Consider the following 16,211-nt stretch of genomic DNA (forward strand, 5'->3'; position numbering starts at 1 on the left):
TCATACTTCGAGCAGTGGCCCAGCCCCCGCCAGGGCTGGGCCACTCTCATGCCCGAATCAACCCGCTCGGCCTGCGCCGGGTACCGGGTTGTTGCGTCGGCATGGCATTCGGCGGCACCGGATACGGAACTCCGGCGGTCGCCGTTCCCAGGGCGACATTCGGGCCGCACTGGGCGATCGCGGCATCCATTTTCGGTTTCGGGTCGGGCAGTACGGGTTTCGCCGAATTCGGCGCGGAGCCGAAATCGAACGTGGAGGTCATATCGCCGGTGACGCCCCGCCGCCACGCCGTCAGATTGGGCACATCGACGCCGAATCTGGTTTCCAGCAGCCGCAATTGCGAGGTGTGATCGAAGGTCTCGGACGCGACGAGTCCGCCCCGGGTATAAGGCGAGATCACCAGTGCGGGAACACGATAGCCGAGACCTATCGGACCGGCGGTGCCGTCCGCCGCCTCGACGCGGTCGAGCGGCACCGTGAGGAACTCGCCCGGGGTGCCCGGCGGCGCGGTCGGCGGGGTGACGTGATCGAAGAAGCCGCCGTTCTCGTCGTAGCTGATGATCAGCGCGGTCTTCTCCCACACCTTCGGGTTCGAGGTGAGGATGTCGAGCAGCTGCACGATGCCGAAGGCGCCGAAAGCCGCAGGCAGCGCGGGATGTTCGCAGTTGAGCAGCGACGGGATCACCCAGGACACCGCGGGCAGCGTGTCGTTGGCGACGTCGGCCTGGAAGTCGTTGGGGTACACCGGCGCCATGCCGCGGCGCGCCAAATCCGAAGCGGGGTCGGCGGATTGCGTGAAGCAGCCGAGCATGCCGTCCAGCAGCACCGAGGACAGCGGGCCGACATCGCGGTTGTTGTAGACCTTCCAGCTCACGCCGGCCTCGGTGAGGTTCTCCGGGTAGGTGCGCCAGCTGTACACGTGTTGCGGAATGAGCGTCGGCGTCCGCACCAGCGGGCCGCCCGCGTAGCCGTCCGGGTCGATGGTCGCGCTGATCCAGTACAGCCGGTTCGGATCGGTGGGTCCGAGTACCGAGCAGTGGTAGTTGTCACACAGCGTGAAGGCATCGGCGAGCGCGGTGTGGATCGGAATGTCTTCCGGCAGGTAGTAACCCATCGCGGCGGGCGCGTTCGCCGGGCCGACACTGGCCACCGACATCGGCATCCAACCATCGTTGCGGCCGCCGTTCCACGCGCGATGCATGCCGCCCCAGGAATGATCCGGGTCGTTGATGCATTCACCGTCCAGCGTGGCGCCGCGGGTGGTGTCGAGCCGGAACGGATTGACGAAACCGTCAGCCGTGGGGCCGGTTCCGGGCGTCCACCCGTACTGCCGCCAGGCCGGCGACGGGTCGTCGAAGCCGCGGACGCCTGACAGTGTGCCGAAATAGTGGTCGAACGAACGGTTCTCCTGCATCAGCAGCACGAAATGCTCGATATCGCCGAGGCCGCCTGTGCCCGCCGGATCGGCGGCGTAGGCCCGCTGGATGATCGGGTCGGCCCAGGAGGCCAACGCGCCCACCGCACCGGCCGCGGCCGCCTTCGCTAGGAATTGTCTGCGGTTGAGTCCGCTGAACGGCCCCGCTGCGCACATCGTGTCGGCCGACCTTTCCGCCAGGGCTGTCGAGCAGAATTTCGCGATCCGCGCCGACCCTACCCGAGGTGCGGCGACGCCGCAGAGAAAGATCAACAGGTGATACCGATCAGGTGATCTGGACCACGTTCGCCACCGATCGATGCTGAACAATTGCCGTCGATTGCCCGAATTGCCGGACTCAACGCAATGTGTCCGAGAATCCCAGCGGCCCAGCCGGTTTCATGTGCTTTGCCCGATTCCTCCCGTTCGTCAGTTGACGGACACGGGTTCCCGTGCGGCCGTGGTCAACTCGGCCACCCCGCGCAGAAACCTGCGCCACACCAGGATCGCGGTGGTGCCGAACCCGACGCACAAGCCCAGCCAGATCCCTGGCCCGCGCAAATCCAATGCGAATGCGAACAGCGCCATCGCGGGCACACCGAGCACGAAGTAGCCGATCAACGTGCTCTGCATGCCCGCCTTGGTATTTCCGATCCCGCGCAGCAGGCCGATGCACAGATTCTGCGAACCCTTGCAGTACTGCTGGACGATCGCGAACCACAGCAGCGTCGATGCCGCGGCGACCACCGCGGTGTCGTCGCGGTCCGCGCCGAGGAACGGCGCGAGCACCGTGCCGGGGAACAGCACGTACACCAGTCCCACCGCCGTCATGAAGCCGAAACCGAGCGCGAAGGTGCGCCGGGCGATACCGGCGACCGCATGCTGATCCCCTTGGCCCACCGTGCGACTCACCAAAATCGAGGAGCCTTGGGAGAGGCCGATGTTCACCTGGTAGACGATGTAGGCCAGCTGATTCACGATATTGCTCGCGGCCAGCGCCACCGGCCCGAACCCACCCATCAGCACCGTGGCGATGGACGTGATCGCCGCTTCCGCACCGTAGGTGAGCGAGATGGGCGTGCCCATCCGCACGATCCGCAGCACCGTGGCGCGGTCGGCGGTCCACACGCGCAGCGAAAGCAGTTCGCCGAGTACGGGATCGCGCCGGACGGTGCGCAGGTAGGTACCGAAGGTCCAGACTTGCACCAGCGTCGTGGCTAGACCGATACCGGCCAGGCCCAGCTGCGGAATACCGAACCAGCCGAAGATGAACAGCGCGTTCAACAGCGCGTTCACGCCGATCGAGAGCAGCGTCACCCGCAGCAGCGAGCCGGCTCGGCGCAGCCCGACGGCGAACTGCCGCAGCACATTCAGCCACAGCATCGGAATCAGCCCCGGTGCGAGCGCCCAGATGATCGGCCGCGCCAGCTCGAGCACCGCCGGGTCCTGCCCGAACCACCGCAGCGCGTAGCCGAGCGCGACGAGGATCAGCGCGCCCACGATCGACACCACGGTGGCCACCGCGGCGGCGGCGCGCACGTACCCGCGGATCTCGGCGCGGGCCTGCGCATCGAGTCCGTCACTGCCGGTGCGTTTCTCACCCTGCCCGGCCGCCGTGGCGATCATGTTCCCGACGCCGGTGACCATGCCGACGCACATGGTGCGCAGCTGGTTGTACAGCAGCAGCGCGAGCCCGCCCGCCGCGACGGCCGCGATCCCGAGCAGTCCCATCATCGCCAGATCGACCGTGGTCAGCGCCACCTGCGCGAGCTGGATGCCCGCGATCGGGGCGGCCAGCGCGACGATGGCGCGATACTCCCGAATTGCCACAGCGTTTACGCCCCCGCCCGTTCCAGGTCGTCGGCCGCCAACCGTACCGATTCGTCATAAGCCGTCAGCAGCCGCGTGATCCGCTGCTGCGCCGCCCGGTCGTACAGACCGCGCTCGTGCAGCCAATCCTCGTCGTAGACGGTGTCGAGGTACTTCTCCCCCGCGTCGCACACCAGCACCACTACGGTGCTCGCCGCGGGGACATGCACCAACCGGCGCAGCGCGATGTGGATCGCCGCGCCACCGGTACCACCCACCAGGATGCCGGTACGCAGCGCCACCACGCGCGCGGTGGCGAACGCGTCGATATCGCCCACTCGGCAGTCCTCGTCGATCGCGTCGTATTTCACGTTGCCGCCGACCGGGAACCCGGCGGGGCTGCCCGCGCCGGTCTGCCAATAGCCGCCGCCCGCGCCGCCGAAGATGATGGACCCGACGGGCTCGACCCCGATCGCGTGCACCCGGGAACCGAGCCTGCGCAGCTCTTCGACTGTGCCGCACAGTGATCCGCCGGTGCCGACCGCCCCGACGAGGTAGTCGACATCGGTGTTGAGATCGGTGAGCAGTTCGGCGGCCAGGTCCCGATAGCCCGCGTTGTTGTGCGGATTGTTGTGCTGATCGGGGCGGTATGCGCCGGTGCGCGCGGCGATCTCGTCGGCGATCCGCCTGCGCTCGACCGTGCTCGGGCCGCCGCTGTCACCGCTGTCCACCGAGACCAGCTGCGCGCCCATCGCTTTCATGGCGCGCAGCTTGTCCTTCGCGGCGTGGTCGTCGACCACCGCGGTGAACGTGTAGCCGCGTTCCAGCGCGATCAGAGCGAGCCCGGTACCGGTATTGCCGGACGTGGGTTCGACGATGTGCCCGCCCGGGCGCAGTTCGCCGCTGCGTTCGGCCTGCAACACCATCTCGCGGGCCATGCGCACCTTCGCCGAGCCGGTCGGGTTGAACTGCTCCAGCTTCAACAAGATCCGGGTGCCCGTGCCGGTACGCACCAGTTCGAGAAGGGGGGTCGCGCCGATGAGCTCGGACGCGCTGCGCACGACGTTCTCCCGGAGCCGGGGCATCGGCCGCACTCCGGCCGGATGCACCGTGGCCCGGCCGACCGGACGCACCGTCGTCGCGTCCGCTTCTACTTGTCCAAACGCCACAACCACCGGTCCTCCTGTTCGGTGACGACAACCTTGGGCGGCAACGGGAGCTGATGGAACTCGCTCTCGTTCTTGTCCATCTGATAGCCCGCCGTATTCGGATACAACAGCAGGTCACCGGGTTCGGGTCGCTGCGCCAAGCGGACCTTGCGCCAGGTGAGCACGTCGTACTCCATGCAGCTGGCGCCGCCGACACAGGTGGCCACCGGTGCGGCGTCGGTGATCTGCTTGCGCGGCACCAGGATCGGGTCGGGCAGGAACTCACTGCCCTTCCACTGCTCGGAGACGCTCATGCTGAGTCCGTGCACGGTCGTGATGCCGTACTCGGCGTTCTGTTTGTAACCGAGCACCGGGAACACGGTGAATCCCGCATCGATCAGCAGGGCCCGCCCCGGCTCGATGAACAGCTGAATATCGTTGTCCCGCAGGTTCTCCGCCAGGGATCGGACACCGAAGCGGGTGGCCAGTACGGCGTCGAGCATGGCGGCGCCGGTCGGGTCCTGGGCGTAGGGGTAGAACTTGTCGAACTGTTTTCCGGCATGGAACCAGTCGTCGCGACGCTGTTCGAGGAAGGTGTGCCAATCATCGTCGCGCACATACCGGCAGGCGAAGCCGCCGCCGATCGAGATCGTGTCGACGGGCAAACCCCGCGCCCGCGTCCGCACGCACAGCTGGATCAGCTCGTCGGCGAGTTCGGCGCGCGGCGCGACCGCGTAGCCGTCCAAATGGAACGAGAACCCGATCAGTTCCACCCGCGGCCGCAGTCGCACGCACACCTCGATCGCGCGATCGAGATCGGTTGCGGACAAACCGAACCGGCTGTGCGGGGCCTTGGGTGGCAGCCGCCGCAACAAGATCCGCACCGGCCCGGCCTGCCCGGCGATCTCGGCGATCCGATCCAGTTCGTCCAGCGCATCGATGGCGACCACGCAGTCGTGCCGGGCGGCCAGGCGCAGCAGCGCATCGGTTTTCGCGGCGCCGGTCACCCCGATGTCGCGCCCGCGGACACCGTGCGCCAGCGCGTGCACCAGTTCCGGTTCACTCGCCACGTCGACCGCTCCGCCCAGATCGGCGATCTCGGACAGCCAGCAACCGGCCTTGTTGGCCTTCTTGCCGTAATAGACCTGGCCGCGCACACCGCGTGCGGTGAAGACCCGCTGGAACGACCTGAGGTTGTCGGCGAACTGCTCCGGGTAGACCACGTGAAACGGGCCGTCCAACGCGTGCCGGATATCGAAGAGCAGGTGCCGGTCCGCGCGCACCCGCTGCTGCCACTTCTGTTCCAGCGCAGGCAGACCGGGGAGTTCGACCGGTGCGATGTTCACGACCACAGTTCCACCCGCTGTCCACGGCCCGCGGCCACCGCCCGAGTCGCCAACGCGTGCGCGACCGGGATATCGGTGATGATCATGCCGCTGGCGAAGGCGAACACCCGGTCGTCCGCGCCGATCCGCCCGCGCGCCCGGCCGGCCACGATGTCCGGGAGTTCGGCGTCGATCACCGGTCCGTCGGGGCCCGCCAGCCGGGTGCCGGTGACGCCCAGTTGCCCCGCACTGGTCGCGATCGCGTAGTCCGCCGCGCGCAGCGCGCCGCTCTCGACGCCCTTACTGGCCACCGAGATCAGCACACCGCCCGGCGGCAACCACTCCGTGCGTACCTTCGGATGCGCTGCCCGCCCGGAAGCGACGACGACGATATCCGAATCGGCGACCGCGGCGGGTACGTCCTCGACCAGCTCGATCTCCCGGTCCGGATACCAACGCCGCATGGTGGCAAGGGTTTCCGCGATACCGTCGGGATGGGTACCGAACAGCCGCAGCTGCTGCAGTTCCGGTAGCGCGGTGAGCAGGTACGGCAAGGTGTTCCGTCCCTGCACCCCGGTGCCGATCATCAGGGCCTTCGTCGCACCTTCGCGGGCACAGTGTTTCGCCGTGATGGCCGTCGTCGCCGGGGTGCGGGCGGCACCGACCCGCTGGCAGTCCATGAAGGCGAACGGCAGCCCCGTGGTGTCGTCGTACAGGCTGATCGTGGTGTAGTACTTGTCCGCGCTCTCGCTGCCCTGCCGGTAGGACGTCTTGAAACCGATCTGCTCCAGCGAACTGTCGTAGCCCAGCATCGAATACGACACCGCGTCGCGCTCCACCTTCGGAATCGGCATCATCAGCTTGACCGGGCACCGGGATTCGCCGCGCGCGTACGCCAGATACCCCTCCTCGACCAGATCGATGACCTCGGCGGGCGTCAGATCGATATCGGCCAGATCGGTGCGGGTGAGGATATGCAGTGCGTTGCTCATAGAACTCCGATGTCGTCGGTCGAATCAACGGTCGGTCCGGGCGACGACGCTGCCGCACCGGACACGGGAGAAAGGTTGTCCCCCAGGCGCACGAGCCGATCCGCGCACACGCTCAACAGGGGGATGTCGTGACTGATGAAGAGCACGCCGACACCCGTGCCCGCCAGTGCGGTCACGGTGCGGGCGACCGAGGCGGTGGTGGCCGGGTCGAGCATCGAGGTCATCTCGTCGCACAGCAGGTAGTCGGGCTCGGCGGCGAGCACCCGGGCGACGGCGGCCCGTTGCAACTGGCCGTCGGAAACCTGCGCCGGATACCGGTCGAGCAGATCCGGTGTCATACCGACGGATTCGAGCACGCTCGCCCAAGCCACCGGCCCACGCGCGAGTTCGGCGATCGACCGGCGCAGGGTCAGGCGCGGATCGCAGGACCGCCGCGGCGACTGGAACAGCATCGCGATGCGCCCGGTGTGCCGCCGGGGCAACGGGCTCCCGTCACAGACGACCCGGCCGCCGCTGGGTTTGCGCAGGCCGGACAAGACCTGTGCGAGGGTCGTTTTGCCGGTCCCGGAGGGCCCGGTCAACCCCACCACTTCACCGCGAGCCAGTTCGAGCGAGATCCGGTCGAGGACCAGGCGCCCGCCCAGTCGCACCGACACGGCTTCGGCCGCAAGAGATCTTCTCGTCATGTCGCTCCGTAGCGGAAGTCCGCGGGCAGGTTCACCAGTTCCGGTGTGCGATACGGCAGCGGGTGCAAGCCGTTCTCGGGCAGCGCGGCCAGTAGATCCTTCGTGTACGGATGCGCGGGCGCGGTGAGAATCTGCTCGGCACTGCCGGTTTCGACGATCCGGGACGCGTACATCACCGAGATGTCCGTGCAGATCTTCGCCGCGCGCAGGGCCGTCAGGTCGTGCGTGACGAGCAGCACGCTGCCGCCCGCCGCGGCGAATTCGCCGAGCAGGCCCAGGATCGCGGCCGCCCGCGCGGTGTCGAGCGCCGAGGTCGGCTCGTCGGCGATGATGAGGGTGGGATCGCCCGCCAGCGCGAAGGCCAGCGCCGCTCGCTGCGCCATACCGCCCGAGAGTTCGTGCGGATACCGGCGCAGCACGTCCGCGGTCAACCCGGCCCGGTGCAGCAGGTCGCCCGGCTCGTGCGCGGTGCCCAGGCACCGGATCGTTTCGGCCAGTTGCGGTCCCAACCGCCGGACCGGCGTGAAGTACGTCATCGCCGACTGCGGGACCCACGCCACCGTGCGGCCCCGTGCCCGCCGCAGCTGCGCTGCGGAGTAGGTCCGGCCGCTGGCCTCGAGTGCGACGGTGCCGGTCATCTGGGCACTTTTCGGCAGCAAACCGGTGACGGTCGCCGACAGCATGGACTTCCCCGAGCCCGATTCGCCGATCAATCCGTGCACCGTGCCGCGCGCGACGACCAGGTCCGCCTCGGTGACCGCGTGCACGATGCGGCCGGGGCCCAGCGGGATTCGCACAGACACGCGCTGCAACGTCAACGTCACGCCGACACCTCGTGGCGCAGTTGACTGTTCCGCTGCCAATGCCTGCCGAGCACCGATACCGCCAGCGCGACGAGCACCAGCACCCCGGCCGGAAAGACCAGTAACCACCAGTCCCCCAGCAGAATCGACGCCTGCGCGTCCGAGAGGAGCGTGCCGAGCGAGGCTTGGTGCGGCGGCAGGCCGACGCCCAGGAACGACAGCGTCGACTCGTGCCAGATCGCGTGCGGGATCAGCAGCACGACGCCGATCAACGCCTGACCGAGGGCGGGCGGGACGAAATGCCGCCGGACGATGCGCCATCCGGGCAGCCCGCGCAACCGGGCCGCCTGTACGAATTCGGCGTGCCGCAGCGCCAGCACCTCACCCCGCACCACCCTGGCCACCGAGGTCCAATGGGTGAGCACGAGCGCGATGACGATGGCGCGCACCGAGCCGCGATACATGGCCACGACCAGCAGGGTGAGCAGCAGGCTCGGCAGCGAGTTCATCGCGTCCACCGCGCGCATCGCGATTCGGTCCCACCAGCCGCCGAACGCCCCCGCGCTCACTCCGACCAGCAGGCCGAGGACCGCCGAGCCCAGCGCCGCGGCCGTGGCGATCAGCAGCGAGACGCGCATGCCCGCGGCGACGCGGACGAACACGTCACGCCCGGCACTGTCGGTGCCGAACGGGAATTCGAGACCGGGTGGCCGTCTGCTGAGGGAGAAATCGACCAGCGCGTTGTCGACCGGCCGCAGCAGCGGCACCAGCCCGGCGTACAGCACCGCGAGCACCAGCACGCCCACCGCGATGACGGGAACCGTTGCACGCCAATGTGTCCTGATCGACCGCTGTGCGGTCCGCGGCTCAGCCATCGGCGTCGATCCGCGGATCGATGGCCACGCCGATCGCATCGGCGGCCAGATTGCCGAGCAGCACCACGGCCGTGACGAGCAGCGTCAGCGCGGCGAGCAACGGGAAATCCAGTGCGCGAGCGGCAGTCACGGTCGCCGCGCCCACGCCCGGCCAGCTGAACACCGTCTCGATCACCGTGGCGCCGACCACCAGTTCCGGCAGCCTGGCGCCGCACAGCGCGAAGAACGGTGCCACCGACACCGGGAGCACATGCCGGAAAGCGATGACCCGCCACGGCAATCCCCGGGCCTTCGCCCCGGTAACGGCGTCGCTGTCGAGGCTGTTCGCCACGGTCTCCCGCAGCCCGAGCACCAGCCAGGGCAGCTGCGTCACGCCGAGCAGTACCGCGGGCAGCACGAGATGCCGGGCCGTCGATCCGACGCCGATGCCACCACCGGGATCGGTCAGACCCGAGGCGGGAAACCAGCGCAGGGTGGTCGCGAAGACCAGCACCGCGCCGAGCGTCAGCACGAACGGCGGAACGGACTGCAACACCACGGCACTCGCGCTGATGATCCGGTCGGCCACGCCGTCGCGGCGCAGCCCGGCCCACGCGCCGAGTGCGGCGGCGAGCACCAGCGCCACCGCACCGCCGAGCACGCCGAGCAGCACACTCCAGGGCAGCCGCTCGGCGAGCACCTCGGCGACGGGCTGCCGGTAGGACCGGGAGGTGCCCAGCTCGCCCCGCATCAGGTCACCGAGCCAGGACCACCACGCGCCGAACCAGTTGCGGTCCAACCCGAGTCGCTCGCGCAGCGCCGCGCGCTGCGCCTCGTCGAAGCCGTCTCCGTGCGCACCGAGATAGGCGTCCAGTGGATCGAACGGGCTGGCCGCCGCGAGCGCGAACACGGCGAGCGAGACCAATCCGGCCAGCGGTACCGCGACGACGAGCCGGCGGACGATCAACCTGCCCGCTCTGCCACCCATCACCGGGTCCAGCGCGCGAGCCCGTACCACGGGCCCCACGCGACACCGTGCGAATGCGGTTCCAGCGCAGTCGGTGTGACCCGCCAGCCGTTGTCCCGCAGTACGTAGACGTGGTTCGTGGTGACCAGCGCGAGTATCGCGGGCGCATTGTGATATTCCGCCTGCAACTGCCGGTACAGCTCGGCCCGCCGCTGCGCATTCGTCTCGCGGCGGGCGGCATCGAGCAGCTCATCGATCTTCGGGTTCACGTAGTCCGAGGCGTTGTCCCATTTGGAGCCGACACCTGGTGCGGCATAGCGGGAATGCAGTTTGGTGTAGAGCTGGCTGTCCACGGTGTAGGGCTGGCCGCCGCCACCGAGCATGAACGGGGTCTGCGCCAGGTACTCCGGCGTCATCTTCTTCTTGTCGACCGCGACCGGAGTGATCTCGATACCGACCTTCTTCGCATCCGAGACCACGGCCATCGTCAGATCGCGGCGCAGCACTTCCGTCGGGTAGTAGGCGATCTCGAAACTTGCGCGCCGCCCGTCCCGTTCCCGGATGCCGTCCGCACCGAGTCGCCAACCCCCGGCGTCCAGCAACCGTGCCGCCTCGTCCCGGTCGAAGCCGAAATCCTGTGCGGGGTCGTAGTTCTCGCCGTAGACCGGGCTCATCAGGGTGGACATCGGCGCACCGTGCCCGCCGAGGATGTGCTCCACCATGGCCTTACGGTCCACGGCGAAGTTCAAGGCCTTGCGGACCGCCGGGTCACCCGCGACCGGATTGCCGGTCGGCAAGGTGATGGCCCGCCAATCATCGGCGACCGCCGAAACGACCCGATAGCCGTCCTTGGCCGCCGCCGGGGCCAGTTCGGGCGGCAGCACCGTGCCGTCGGCACCGTCGCGCAGCTGACTCGCTCTGGCGTTGTCGTCGTCGCTGCGGCGCACCACGAACTTTCGCACCTGGGCGCGCTCGCCCCAGTAATCGTCACGGGCGGTGAGAATGATTTGATCGGGGCGGGATTCGGTGAGGACGTACGGTCCGGTGCCGATCGGGTGCCGATTCAGCTCGGCCTGGTCCGCGGGTCCGGGGACGGCGAACGCTTCCGCCGGTGCGATCGCCAAGAACAGTCGATGGTCGAAATCGGCATAGGCGCCGGACAATTCGAACTCGACGGTATCCGGCCCGGTCTGGACCGCCCGCTTCAGGAAGTCGTAGTCCGCGGCGATCGGCGCGGCGAATGCCGGATCGATCAACGAGTTGTAGGTCGCGACAACGTCTTCGGGCCCGAAGGTGGTGCCGTCCGAGAAACGCACCCCGGTTCGGGTGTGCACCCGCCAGCGGGACAGATCGCCGCCGACCGGCTCCGGCGCGCCCACGGCCAGCACCGGCACGGCCGCCGGGATCCGATCCGTCACACCCTCCTCGATCCGGTACAGGCTTTCGAAGATCTTCGACTCGCCGTTCTTCCCCGCGCCGAGAAGCGGGCTGAAATCGCCGAGTTCCTCGGTGTCGATCACCACGAATTGGTCGGGATCGCTCGATGTCTCCCCCGGTGCCGAGCACGCGGTCAGACCTACTACGAATGCCGTTGCGGCAGCACACATCCCGATCCGAAACAAAGCCATGTCAGCATCGTAGACTACTGGTAATGATTTTCATTAGCATTTTCAGTGAAACCGGACACACCCGTCGAGCCGGACGCGACATGTCCGCCGATGTCCGAATACCGCTCGATTGGCTACTGGAGAGCTAATCTCCTGGCTGTGCCGATCAGGGATGCGGTCTCGGGCTTGGTATCGAAGTGGAAGCTGCTGCTGTGGCTCGCCGCCACCGCGGTGTCGCTGCTGTTGGCCGCGGGCACCGTGTACTCGTGGACGCACGCGGCGAGCAAGCACGCACCGGTGGCGGAGATCGGCACCACGGTGTCGTCCTATGCCGAGGCCGAAGCAGCGGTGCGGCCGAACCTCCCCCAGGACCAGCACGTCCCCCGGCTCTCCACCGGCGTGCTGGTGAACTCGCTCCAGTTCGTCAACGCGCACAACGTCAAGGCCACCGGCCACATCTGGCAGCACATACCCCGCGACTTCCCGGCGGAGATCGAGATCGGCGTGCAGCTGCTCGAGGCCGAGGACCCGCACTGCCCCAAGAAGGTGTTCGAGTACCCGCTCGGCGACTGGCGCGTGGTGGTCTGGTCGTTTTCCACCGTCATCCGCCAGCAGTTCCACTACCAGGACTATCCGCTCGACCACCAGGACATCTGGCTGCGCATGCGCCCGGTCGACATGATCCATCAGGTGCAGCTGGTTCCCTCGTTCGAATCGTTTCCGCCGTGGAATCCGCACGCGCTCAACGGGTTGGACCCCGGCCTGGTCTTCGGCGACTGGGAGCCCGAGTACACCGTGTGGAGCCTCAACCACCAGGCGTACAGCATGCTCACCCATCCCGGGCTGGCCAATACCGACGAGCTGTACTTCAACGTCGGCGTCACCCGCGGGCTGCTCGGACCGCTGCTCGGCCGGATCGTGCCGGTGCTGCTGCTGGCGGTGCTGATGTTCCTCTCGCTGTTCGTCATCACCACCGACCCGGACCGGCGGCCGATCTCCGGCTTCACCGCGTTCGCGATCATCACCTTCTCCGTGTCCACCGTGCTGGTCGTCGCGGTCAACGACAACGCGGCCCGCACCGAAGTAGGCTCCGCGGGCATCTCCTACATCGAGTACTGGTACTTCACCCTGTACGTGATGACCTTGCTCGTGGCGCTCAACGCAACCCTGCTGCTGCACGGCACCTTCGGCAAGGCACTGGCCTGGCGGGACAACCTGCTGCCCAAGGTGCTGTTCTGGCCGCTGTTCACCGCGATCATGTTCGCGGCCACGGTCGGGTACCTCGGCATCTGAGCGGCCCGCGGGCCGGATGCGCGGCTACTGGCGCGACGTCACCGGGCCAGCAGCAACCACCCAGGCAACAGCAGCAGCGCCAGCAGCGAGGTCTTCGCGACGATCGACGCCGCCAGATCGATATCCGTCTCGTAGCGCTGGGCGAAGATGAACAGATTCTGCGGCGACGGCATGGCGGCGATCAACACCGAATACGTCAGCCAGGCACCGCGAATACCGAAGAGATACTTGCCGACCAGCAGGGCGAGCAGCGGAAAGACCAAGCATTTGAAGGCGATCAGCGCGTACTCGTCGCGCGCCGCGGCCCGCAGGCGCAGCCCGGAACCGCCCAGGTGCAGGCCGATCGCGAACAGCGCGATGGGCGCCGCCGCGTTGCCCGCGAAGGCCAGTGCGTCCAGGAGCCATTGCGGCACTGGCACTTCGGCCACGTTCGCGCCGATACCGAGGTAGCAGGCCACCACGATCGGCGTCAGCAAGGCAGCGCGAATCCCGCGCACCGCGGCGGCGATCGGCCGCCGCCCACCCGGATCCTCTTGTCCGGCACCGAATTCCATGACGGCGATGACCACGACGGTGAGCACACAGACCTGGAGCAGGATGATCGGGAAGATCGGCGCGGCATCACCGAACAGCAGCACGAACACCGGAATCGCGAAATAGGTGGTGTTCACCTGCACCCCGGCCATGATGCGTAGCGCGATCCCCCGGCTGTCCGCGCCGGTCACCCGCCGCGACCAGAACCCGACCACCAGCATGCCGGCCAGCGCGGTGACCAGATACGCGGCGATGGCGCGCGGATCGAACAGCCGCCCGAGGTCACTCGAATACAGTGCCCCGGCCAGATAGCAGGGAATCGCGAACAGAAACGCGAAGTCGGAGAACGCCTTCGAGACCTCGGCACCGATGATCTTGCGCCGCGCGAAGACGACGCCACCGCCGAACACCAGGGCCACCGGCGCGAGCTTGCCGATAGTCGTCGCTATCTCGCTCATCCCGGCTAGAGCCCGAGCGACCGGACCAGGTCCAGCATTTCGGCGTGATAGAGCTTCGCGGGGGCTTGCGCTTGTGGCACCAGGTGACCGTAGACCTCGAGCGCGATCAGCCCGTGCATCCGGCCCCACATCCGCAGCGCCAGGCTCAGCGCCGCGGGCGGCAGCTCGGGAAAGTCGTTGCGTACGTGGGCGACCAGCCCCGCATCGAAGTCGGACCAGTCCTCGTCACCGACCGTCTGCCGCGCCGCGGCGCGCGGCCAGGCCGCCGCAGCCAAGCCGACGAGCCCGGTGCAGGCCCGCAATTCGGCCGCCGTCGCGGGTCCGCCGGGCGGAGGCTGGTACCCGGCCACCGGATCGCCATAGATGAGCCGGAACTCCGCGGGATGCGCAATCGCCCAGTCGCGCACGGTCTCTCCCCACGCGACGATTCGTCCCGCCGGATCGGCGGCGGGAACCGCGTCGCGCGCGGCCTCGACCCGGTCCACCAGCGCGGTGTAGACATCGGAGATCAGCGTGGAGATCAGGTCGTCACGGGTGGCGTAGTAGCCGTAGATGGCGCCCGCGGTCATGCCCATCTCCCGGGCGATGGCGCGCAACGAGACCGCGTCCGGACCGCCCTCGGCGAGCAACCGCAAGGCGATCGCCTTGATCTCGTCCGACGCTTGCGCGCGTAACCGCTCCCTGCGACTCCTGACTGCCTCGACCACGGTTTGACACTCTACAGCGTTTGGCTACTATCGTCCGTGCTGTTACTGAACGGCGTGTAGTAAATGAACAGCGTTGAGGGAGAGATCGTGGAGATCGGAATTTTCGGGGCGACCGGCGTCATCGGCAGCCGGGTCGTCGCCGAGGCCACCCAGCGGGGACACCGCGTGACCGCGTTCACCCGGGACGCGGCCCGGATTCCCGCCGAGCAGGCCGGGGTGCGCTGGCAGGTGGCCGACTGGCTCGACGCCGACAGCATCGCCACCGCCATCACCGGCGTCGACGTGGTGATCAGCGCCGTGAACGCGGGGCGCGACATCGCCGACACCATCGCCCACGCAAGCGATTTCGTCACCGGCGCGCAGGCCATGGTGCGCGCGCTCGAACGGCAGCCCCGGGTCCGGGTGATCGCCGTCGGCGGCGCGGGCAGCCTGGAGGTCGCGCCCGGGCGCCGATTGGTCGACACCGGAGCGGATTTCACCCGCACCCTGACCGAGGTGCTGGCGGTACCGGCGGAATACATCGACGTGGTGCGCGCATTGCGCGACAGCCTGAACGTCTATCGGCTGTCCGATCGCCACTGGACCTACCTCAGTCCGTCCGCGGGCCGGATCGAATCCGGTGAGCGCACGGGGCGCTTCCGCATCGGCGGCGACCAGCTGCTGCCCCCCGCCCCCGGCGCGGGCGACATCTCGGCCGAGGACATCGCCGTCGCGCTGCTCGACGAGGCGGAACAGCCACGGTTCATCCAGCGTCGCTTCACCGTCGGCTACTGAGCACCGAAACTTGTCGTACCCCTGAGGGAGAATAGTTCTCAGGTCGGACGTCGATCGAGTTGCCGCGAAAGGTAATTGGCACTCGAACGAGGAGGCGCAATGCCTGATGTCCCAGCTTCGACACCCGACCCGCGCGACCCGATGCATGTCGATCTCGAGCGGCTGGTGGAGCTGGCGGCAGAGATCGAGCGGCATCGGTACCTGCTCCGCGCCGCGGCCGAGGACTATCGGTGGCGGGTGGCGCAGCGGGTGGAGTGGCTGGAACCGGACGATCGGGCGATGCGGCTGGCCCATGCCGAGCGGCTGATCGAGGCGATGATGATCGACCCGGTCCAGCACACCACCCTGGATCTCGACGCCTACCGCGCGGTGCGCGACGGTGCGCCGCTCGAGTTCGACCTCGAACGGCGGACCTACGTGCTGCGCCGGCCCGGCCGGGAACCCTTGGCGATCCGCCCGGGGCTGCCGGAACACCGGCTCGGCGTGATCGCCCGGCTCGCCGGGCTGGGGCTGCGGCTGGAACAGATCCAGGTCGTCGTGCTCACCACGGCACAGCCGGGCGGATGGACCACTCGCCCGACCGGCCCGCCGGAGGTGACCCGAGGAGGCACGACGAAACCGTCGCGGCGCGTCCAGCCCCAGCTGATGCACCACGCGGACAACTGAATTCGAGCCCGCCGCCGGGGTGCCAGCGATCCGCGACAGCACCTGTCGCACCGGATCGTGCCACGTCGGCGGCGGGCTCATTTCATAGGTCGGCGGGCGGATCTCGCACGACCCGATTGACCGGCGATAGTACGGCCTCTCGCCCGCAACAGCCCCGCCGCGCACAGCTCCGGC

At 68.3% G+C, this 16,211-nt stretch carries 15 protein-coding genes; 3 read left to right on the forward strand and 12 right to left on the reverse strand.

Annotated elements, in window-relative coordinates:
* Positions 1-46 precede the first annotated feature (46 nt).
* The 10 genes from NVU01S_RS20935 to NVU01S_RS20980 form a co-directional block, all read right to left on the reverse strand.
* Positions 47-1,591 (reverse strand): phospholipase C, encoded by a 1,545-nt coding sequence (locus NVU01S_RS20935; RefSeq protein ID WP_043668742.1) that lies wholly within the window; start codon positions 1,589-1,591, stop codon positions 47-49.
* Between the two features lie 252 nt (positions 1,592-1,843).
* The gene (locus tag NVU01S_RS20940) at positions 1,844-3,244 is read right to left on the reverse strand and encodes an MATE family efflux transporter (RefSeq protein ID WP_043668739.1); all 1,401 of its coding nucleotides are present in this window, start codon (positions 3,242-3,244) and stop codon (positions 1,844-1,846) included.
* Positions 3,245-3,249: 5 nt separating this feature from the next.
* Complete coding sequence (locus NVU01S_RS20945) at positions 3,250-4,308, reverse strand: PLP-dependent cysteine synthase family protein (protein WP_043669034.1); 1,059 nt, start codon at positions 4,306-4,308, stop codon at positions 3,250-3,252.
* 65 nt (positions 4,309-4,373) lie between these two features.
* On the reverse strand, positions 4,374-5,717 hold the full coding sequence (locus tag NVU01S_RS20950) for a type III PLP-dependent enzyme domain-containing protein (protein WP_043669031.1): 1,344 nt from the start codon (positions 5,715-5,717) through the stop codon (positions 4,374-4,376).
* Positions 5,714-6,688 carry an ornithine cyclodeaminase gene (locus NVU01S_RS20955; RefSeq protein ID WP_043668738.1) on the reverse strand — a complete coding sequence of 325 codons (975 nt, stop codon included), beginning with the start codon at positions 6,686-6,688 and terminating at the stop codon, positions 5,714-5,716. Before NVU01S_RS20955 ends, NVU01S_RS20950 begins: the two co-directional genes overlap by 4 nt.
* Positions 6,685-7,374, reverse strand: a complete 690-nt coding sequence (locus NVU01S_RS20960) for an ABC transporter ATP-binding protein (RefSeq protein WP_052280480.1) — start codon at positions 7,372-7,374, stop codon at positions 6,685-6,687. The genes NVU01S_RS20955 and NVU01S_RS20960 overlap by 4 nt, the downstream gene beginning before the upstream one ends.
* Positions 7,371-8,198 carry an ATP-binding cassette domain-containing protein gene (locus tag NVU01S_RS20965; protein ID WP_043668735.1) on the reverse strand — a complete coding sequence of 276 codons (828 nt, stop codon included), beginning with the start codon at positions 8,196-8,198 and terminating at the stop codon, positions 7,371-7,373. The genes NVU01S_RS20960 and NVU01S_RS20965 overlap by 4 nt, the downstream gene beginning before the upstream one ends.
* Complete coding sequence (locus NVU01S_RS20970; RefSeq protein ID WP_052280479.1) at positions 8,195-9,052, reverse strand: ABC transporter permease; 858 nt, start codon at positions 9,050-9,052, stop codon at positions 8,195-8,197. Before NVU01S_RS20970 ends, NVU01S_RS20965 begins: the two co-directional genes overlap by 4 nt.
* The gene (locus NVU01S_RS20975) at positions 9,045-10,058 is read right to left on the reverse strand and encodes an ABC transporter permease (RefSeq protein WP_307682941.1); all 1,014 of its coding nucleotides are present in this window, start codon (positions 10,056-10,058) and stop codon (positions 9,045-9,047) included. The genes NVU01S_RS20970 and NVU01S_RS20975 overlap by 8 nt, the downstream gene beginning before the upstream one ends.
* Positions 10,019-11,626: an ABC transporter substrate-binding protein gene (locus NVU01S_RS20980; RefSeq protein ID WP_043668733.1), complete on the reverse strand. Its 1,608-nt coding sequence runs from the start codon at positions 11,624-11,626 to the stop codon at positions 10,019-10,021. The genes NVU01S_RS20975 and NVU01S_RS20980 overlap by 40 nt, the downstream gene beginning before the upstream one ends.
* Before the next feature lie 138 nt (positions 11,627-11,764).
* Between NVU01S_RS20980 and NVU01S_RS20985 the strand changes: the two genes are divergently transcribed.
* A complete protein-coding gene (locus tag NVU01S_RS20985; protein WP_043668730.1) occupies positions 11,765-12,898 on the forward strand; it encodes a hypothetical protein in 1,134 nt (377 codons plus the stop codon).
* A gap of 38 nt (positions 12,899-12,936) precedes the next feature.
* Here NVU01S_RS20985 and NVU01S_RS20990 read toward each other — a convergent pair whose 3' ends face one another.
* Both NVU01S_RS20990 and NVU01S_RS20995 read right to left on the reverse strand, forming a co-directional pair.
* Positions 12,937-13,890: an AEC family transporter gene (locus NVU01S_RS20990; protein ID WP_043668727.1), complete on the reverse strand. Its 954-nt coding sequence runs from the start codon at positions 13,888-13,890 to the stop codon at positions 12,937-12,939.
* Positions 13,891-13,895: 5 nt separating this feature from the next.
* The gene (locus NVU01S_RS20995) at positions 13,896-14,597 is read right to left on the reverse strand and encodes a TetR/AcrR family transcriptional regulator (protein ID WP_043668723.1); all 702 of its coding nucleotides are present in this window, start codon (positions 14,595-14,597) and stop codon (positions 13,896-13,898) included.
* Between the two features lie 87 nt (positions 14,598-14,684).
* Here NVU01S_RS20995 and NVU01S_RS21000 point away from each other — a divergent pair, with 87 nt between their 5' ends.
* On the forward strand, positions 14,685-15,371 hold the full coding sequence (locus NVU01S_RS21000) for an NAD(P)-dependent oxidoreductase (protein WP_043669023.1): 687 nt from the start codon (positions 14,685-14,687) through the stop codon (positions 15,369-15,371).
* A gap of 99 nt (positions 15,372-15,470) precedes the next feature.
* Complete coding sequence (locus tag NVU01S_RS21005; protein ID WP_146154022.1) at positions 15,471-16,037, forward strand: hypothetical protein; 567 nt, start codon at positions 15,471-15,473, stop codon at positions 16,035-16,037.
* Positions 16,038-16,211: the final 174 nt, after the last annotated feature.

This window comes from Nocardia vulneris (assembly GCF_001613425.1).
Lineage (GTDB): Bacteria > Actinomycetota > Actinomycetes > Mycobacteriales > Mycobacteriaceae > Nocardia > Nocardia vulneris.

What these genes read in the sequence shown, in the direction of transcription:
- NVU01S_RS20935 (WP_043668742.1), bottom strand. Translation starts at nt 1,591, where the DNA reads ATGTGCGCAGCGGGGCCGTTCAGCGGACTCAACCGCAGACAATTCCTA.
- NVU01S_RS20945 (WP_043669034.1), bottom strand. Translation starts at nt 4,308, where the DNA reads ATGCCCCGGCTCCGGGAGAACGTCGTGCGCAGCGCGTCCGAGCTCATC.
- NVU01S_RS20955 (WP_043668738.1), bottom strand. Translation starts at nt 6,688, where the DNA reads ATGAGCAACGCACTGCATATCCTCACCCGCACCGATCTGGCCGATATC.
- NVU01S_RS20960 (WP_052280480.1), bottom strand. Translation starts at nt 7,374, where the DNA reads ATGACGAGAAGATCTCTTGCGGCCGAAGCCGTGTCGGTGCGACTGGGC.
- NVU01S_RS20970 (WP_052280479.1), bottom strand. Translation starts at nt 9,052, where the DNA reads ATGGCTGAGCCGCGGACCGCACAGCGGTCGATCAGGACACATTGGCGT.
- NVU01S_RS20980 (WP_043668733.1), bottom strand. Translation starts at nt 11,626, where the DNA reads ATGGCTTTGTTTCGGATCGGGATGTGTGCTGCCGCAACGGCATTCGTA.
- NVU01S_RS20990 (WP_043668727.1), bottom strand. Translation starts at nt 13,890, where the DNA reads ATGAGCGAGATAGCGACGACTATCGGCAAGCTCGCGCCGGTGGCCCTG.
- NVU01S_RS21005 (WP_146154022.1), top strand. Translation starts at nt 15,471, where the DNA reads ATGCCTGATGTCCCAGCTTCGACACCCGACCCGCGCGACCCGATGCAT.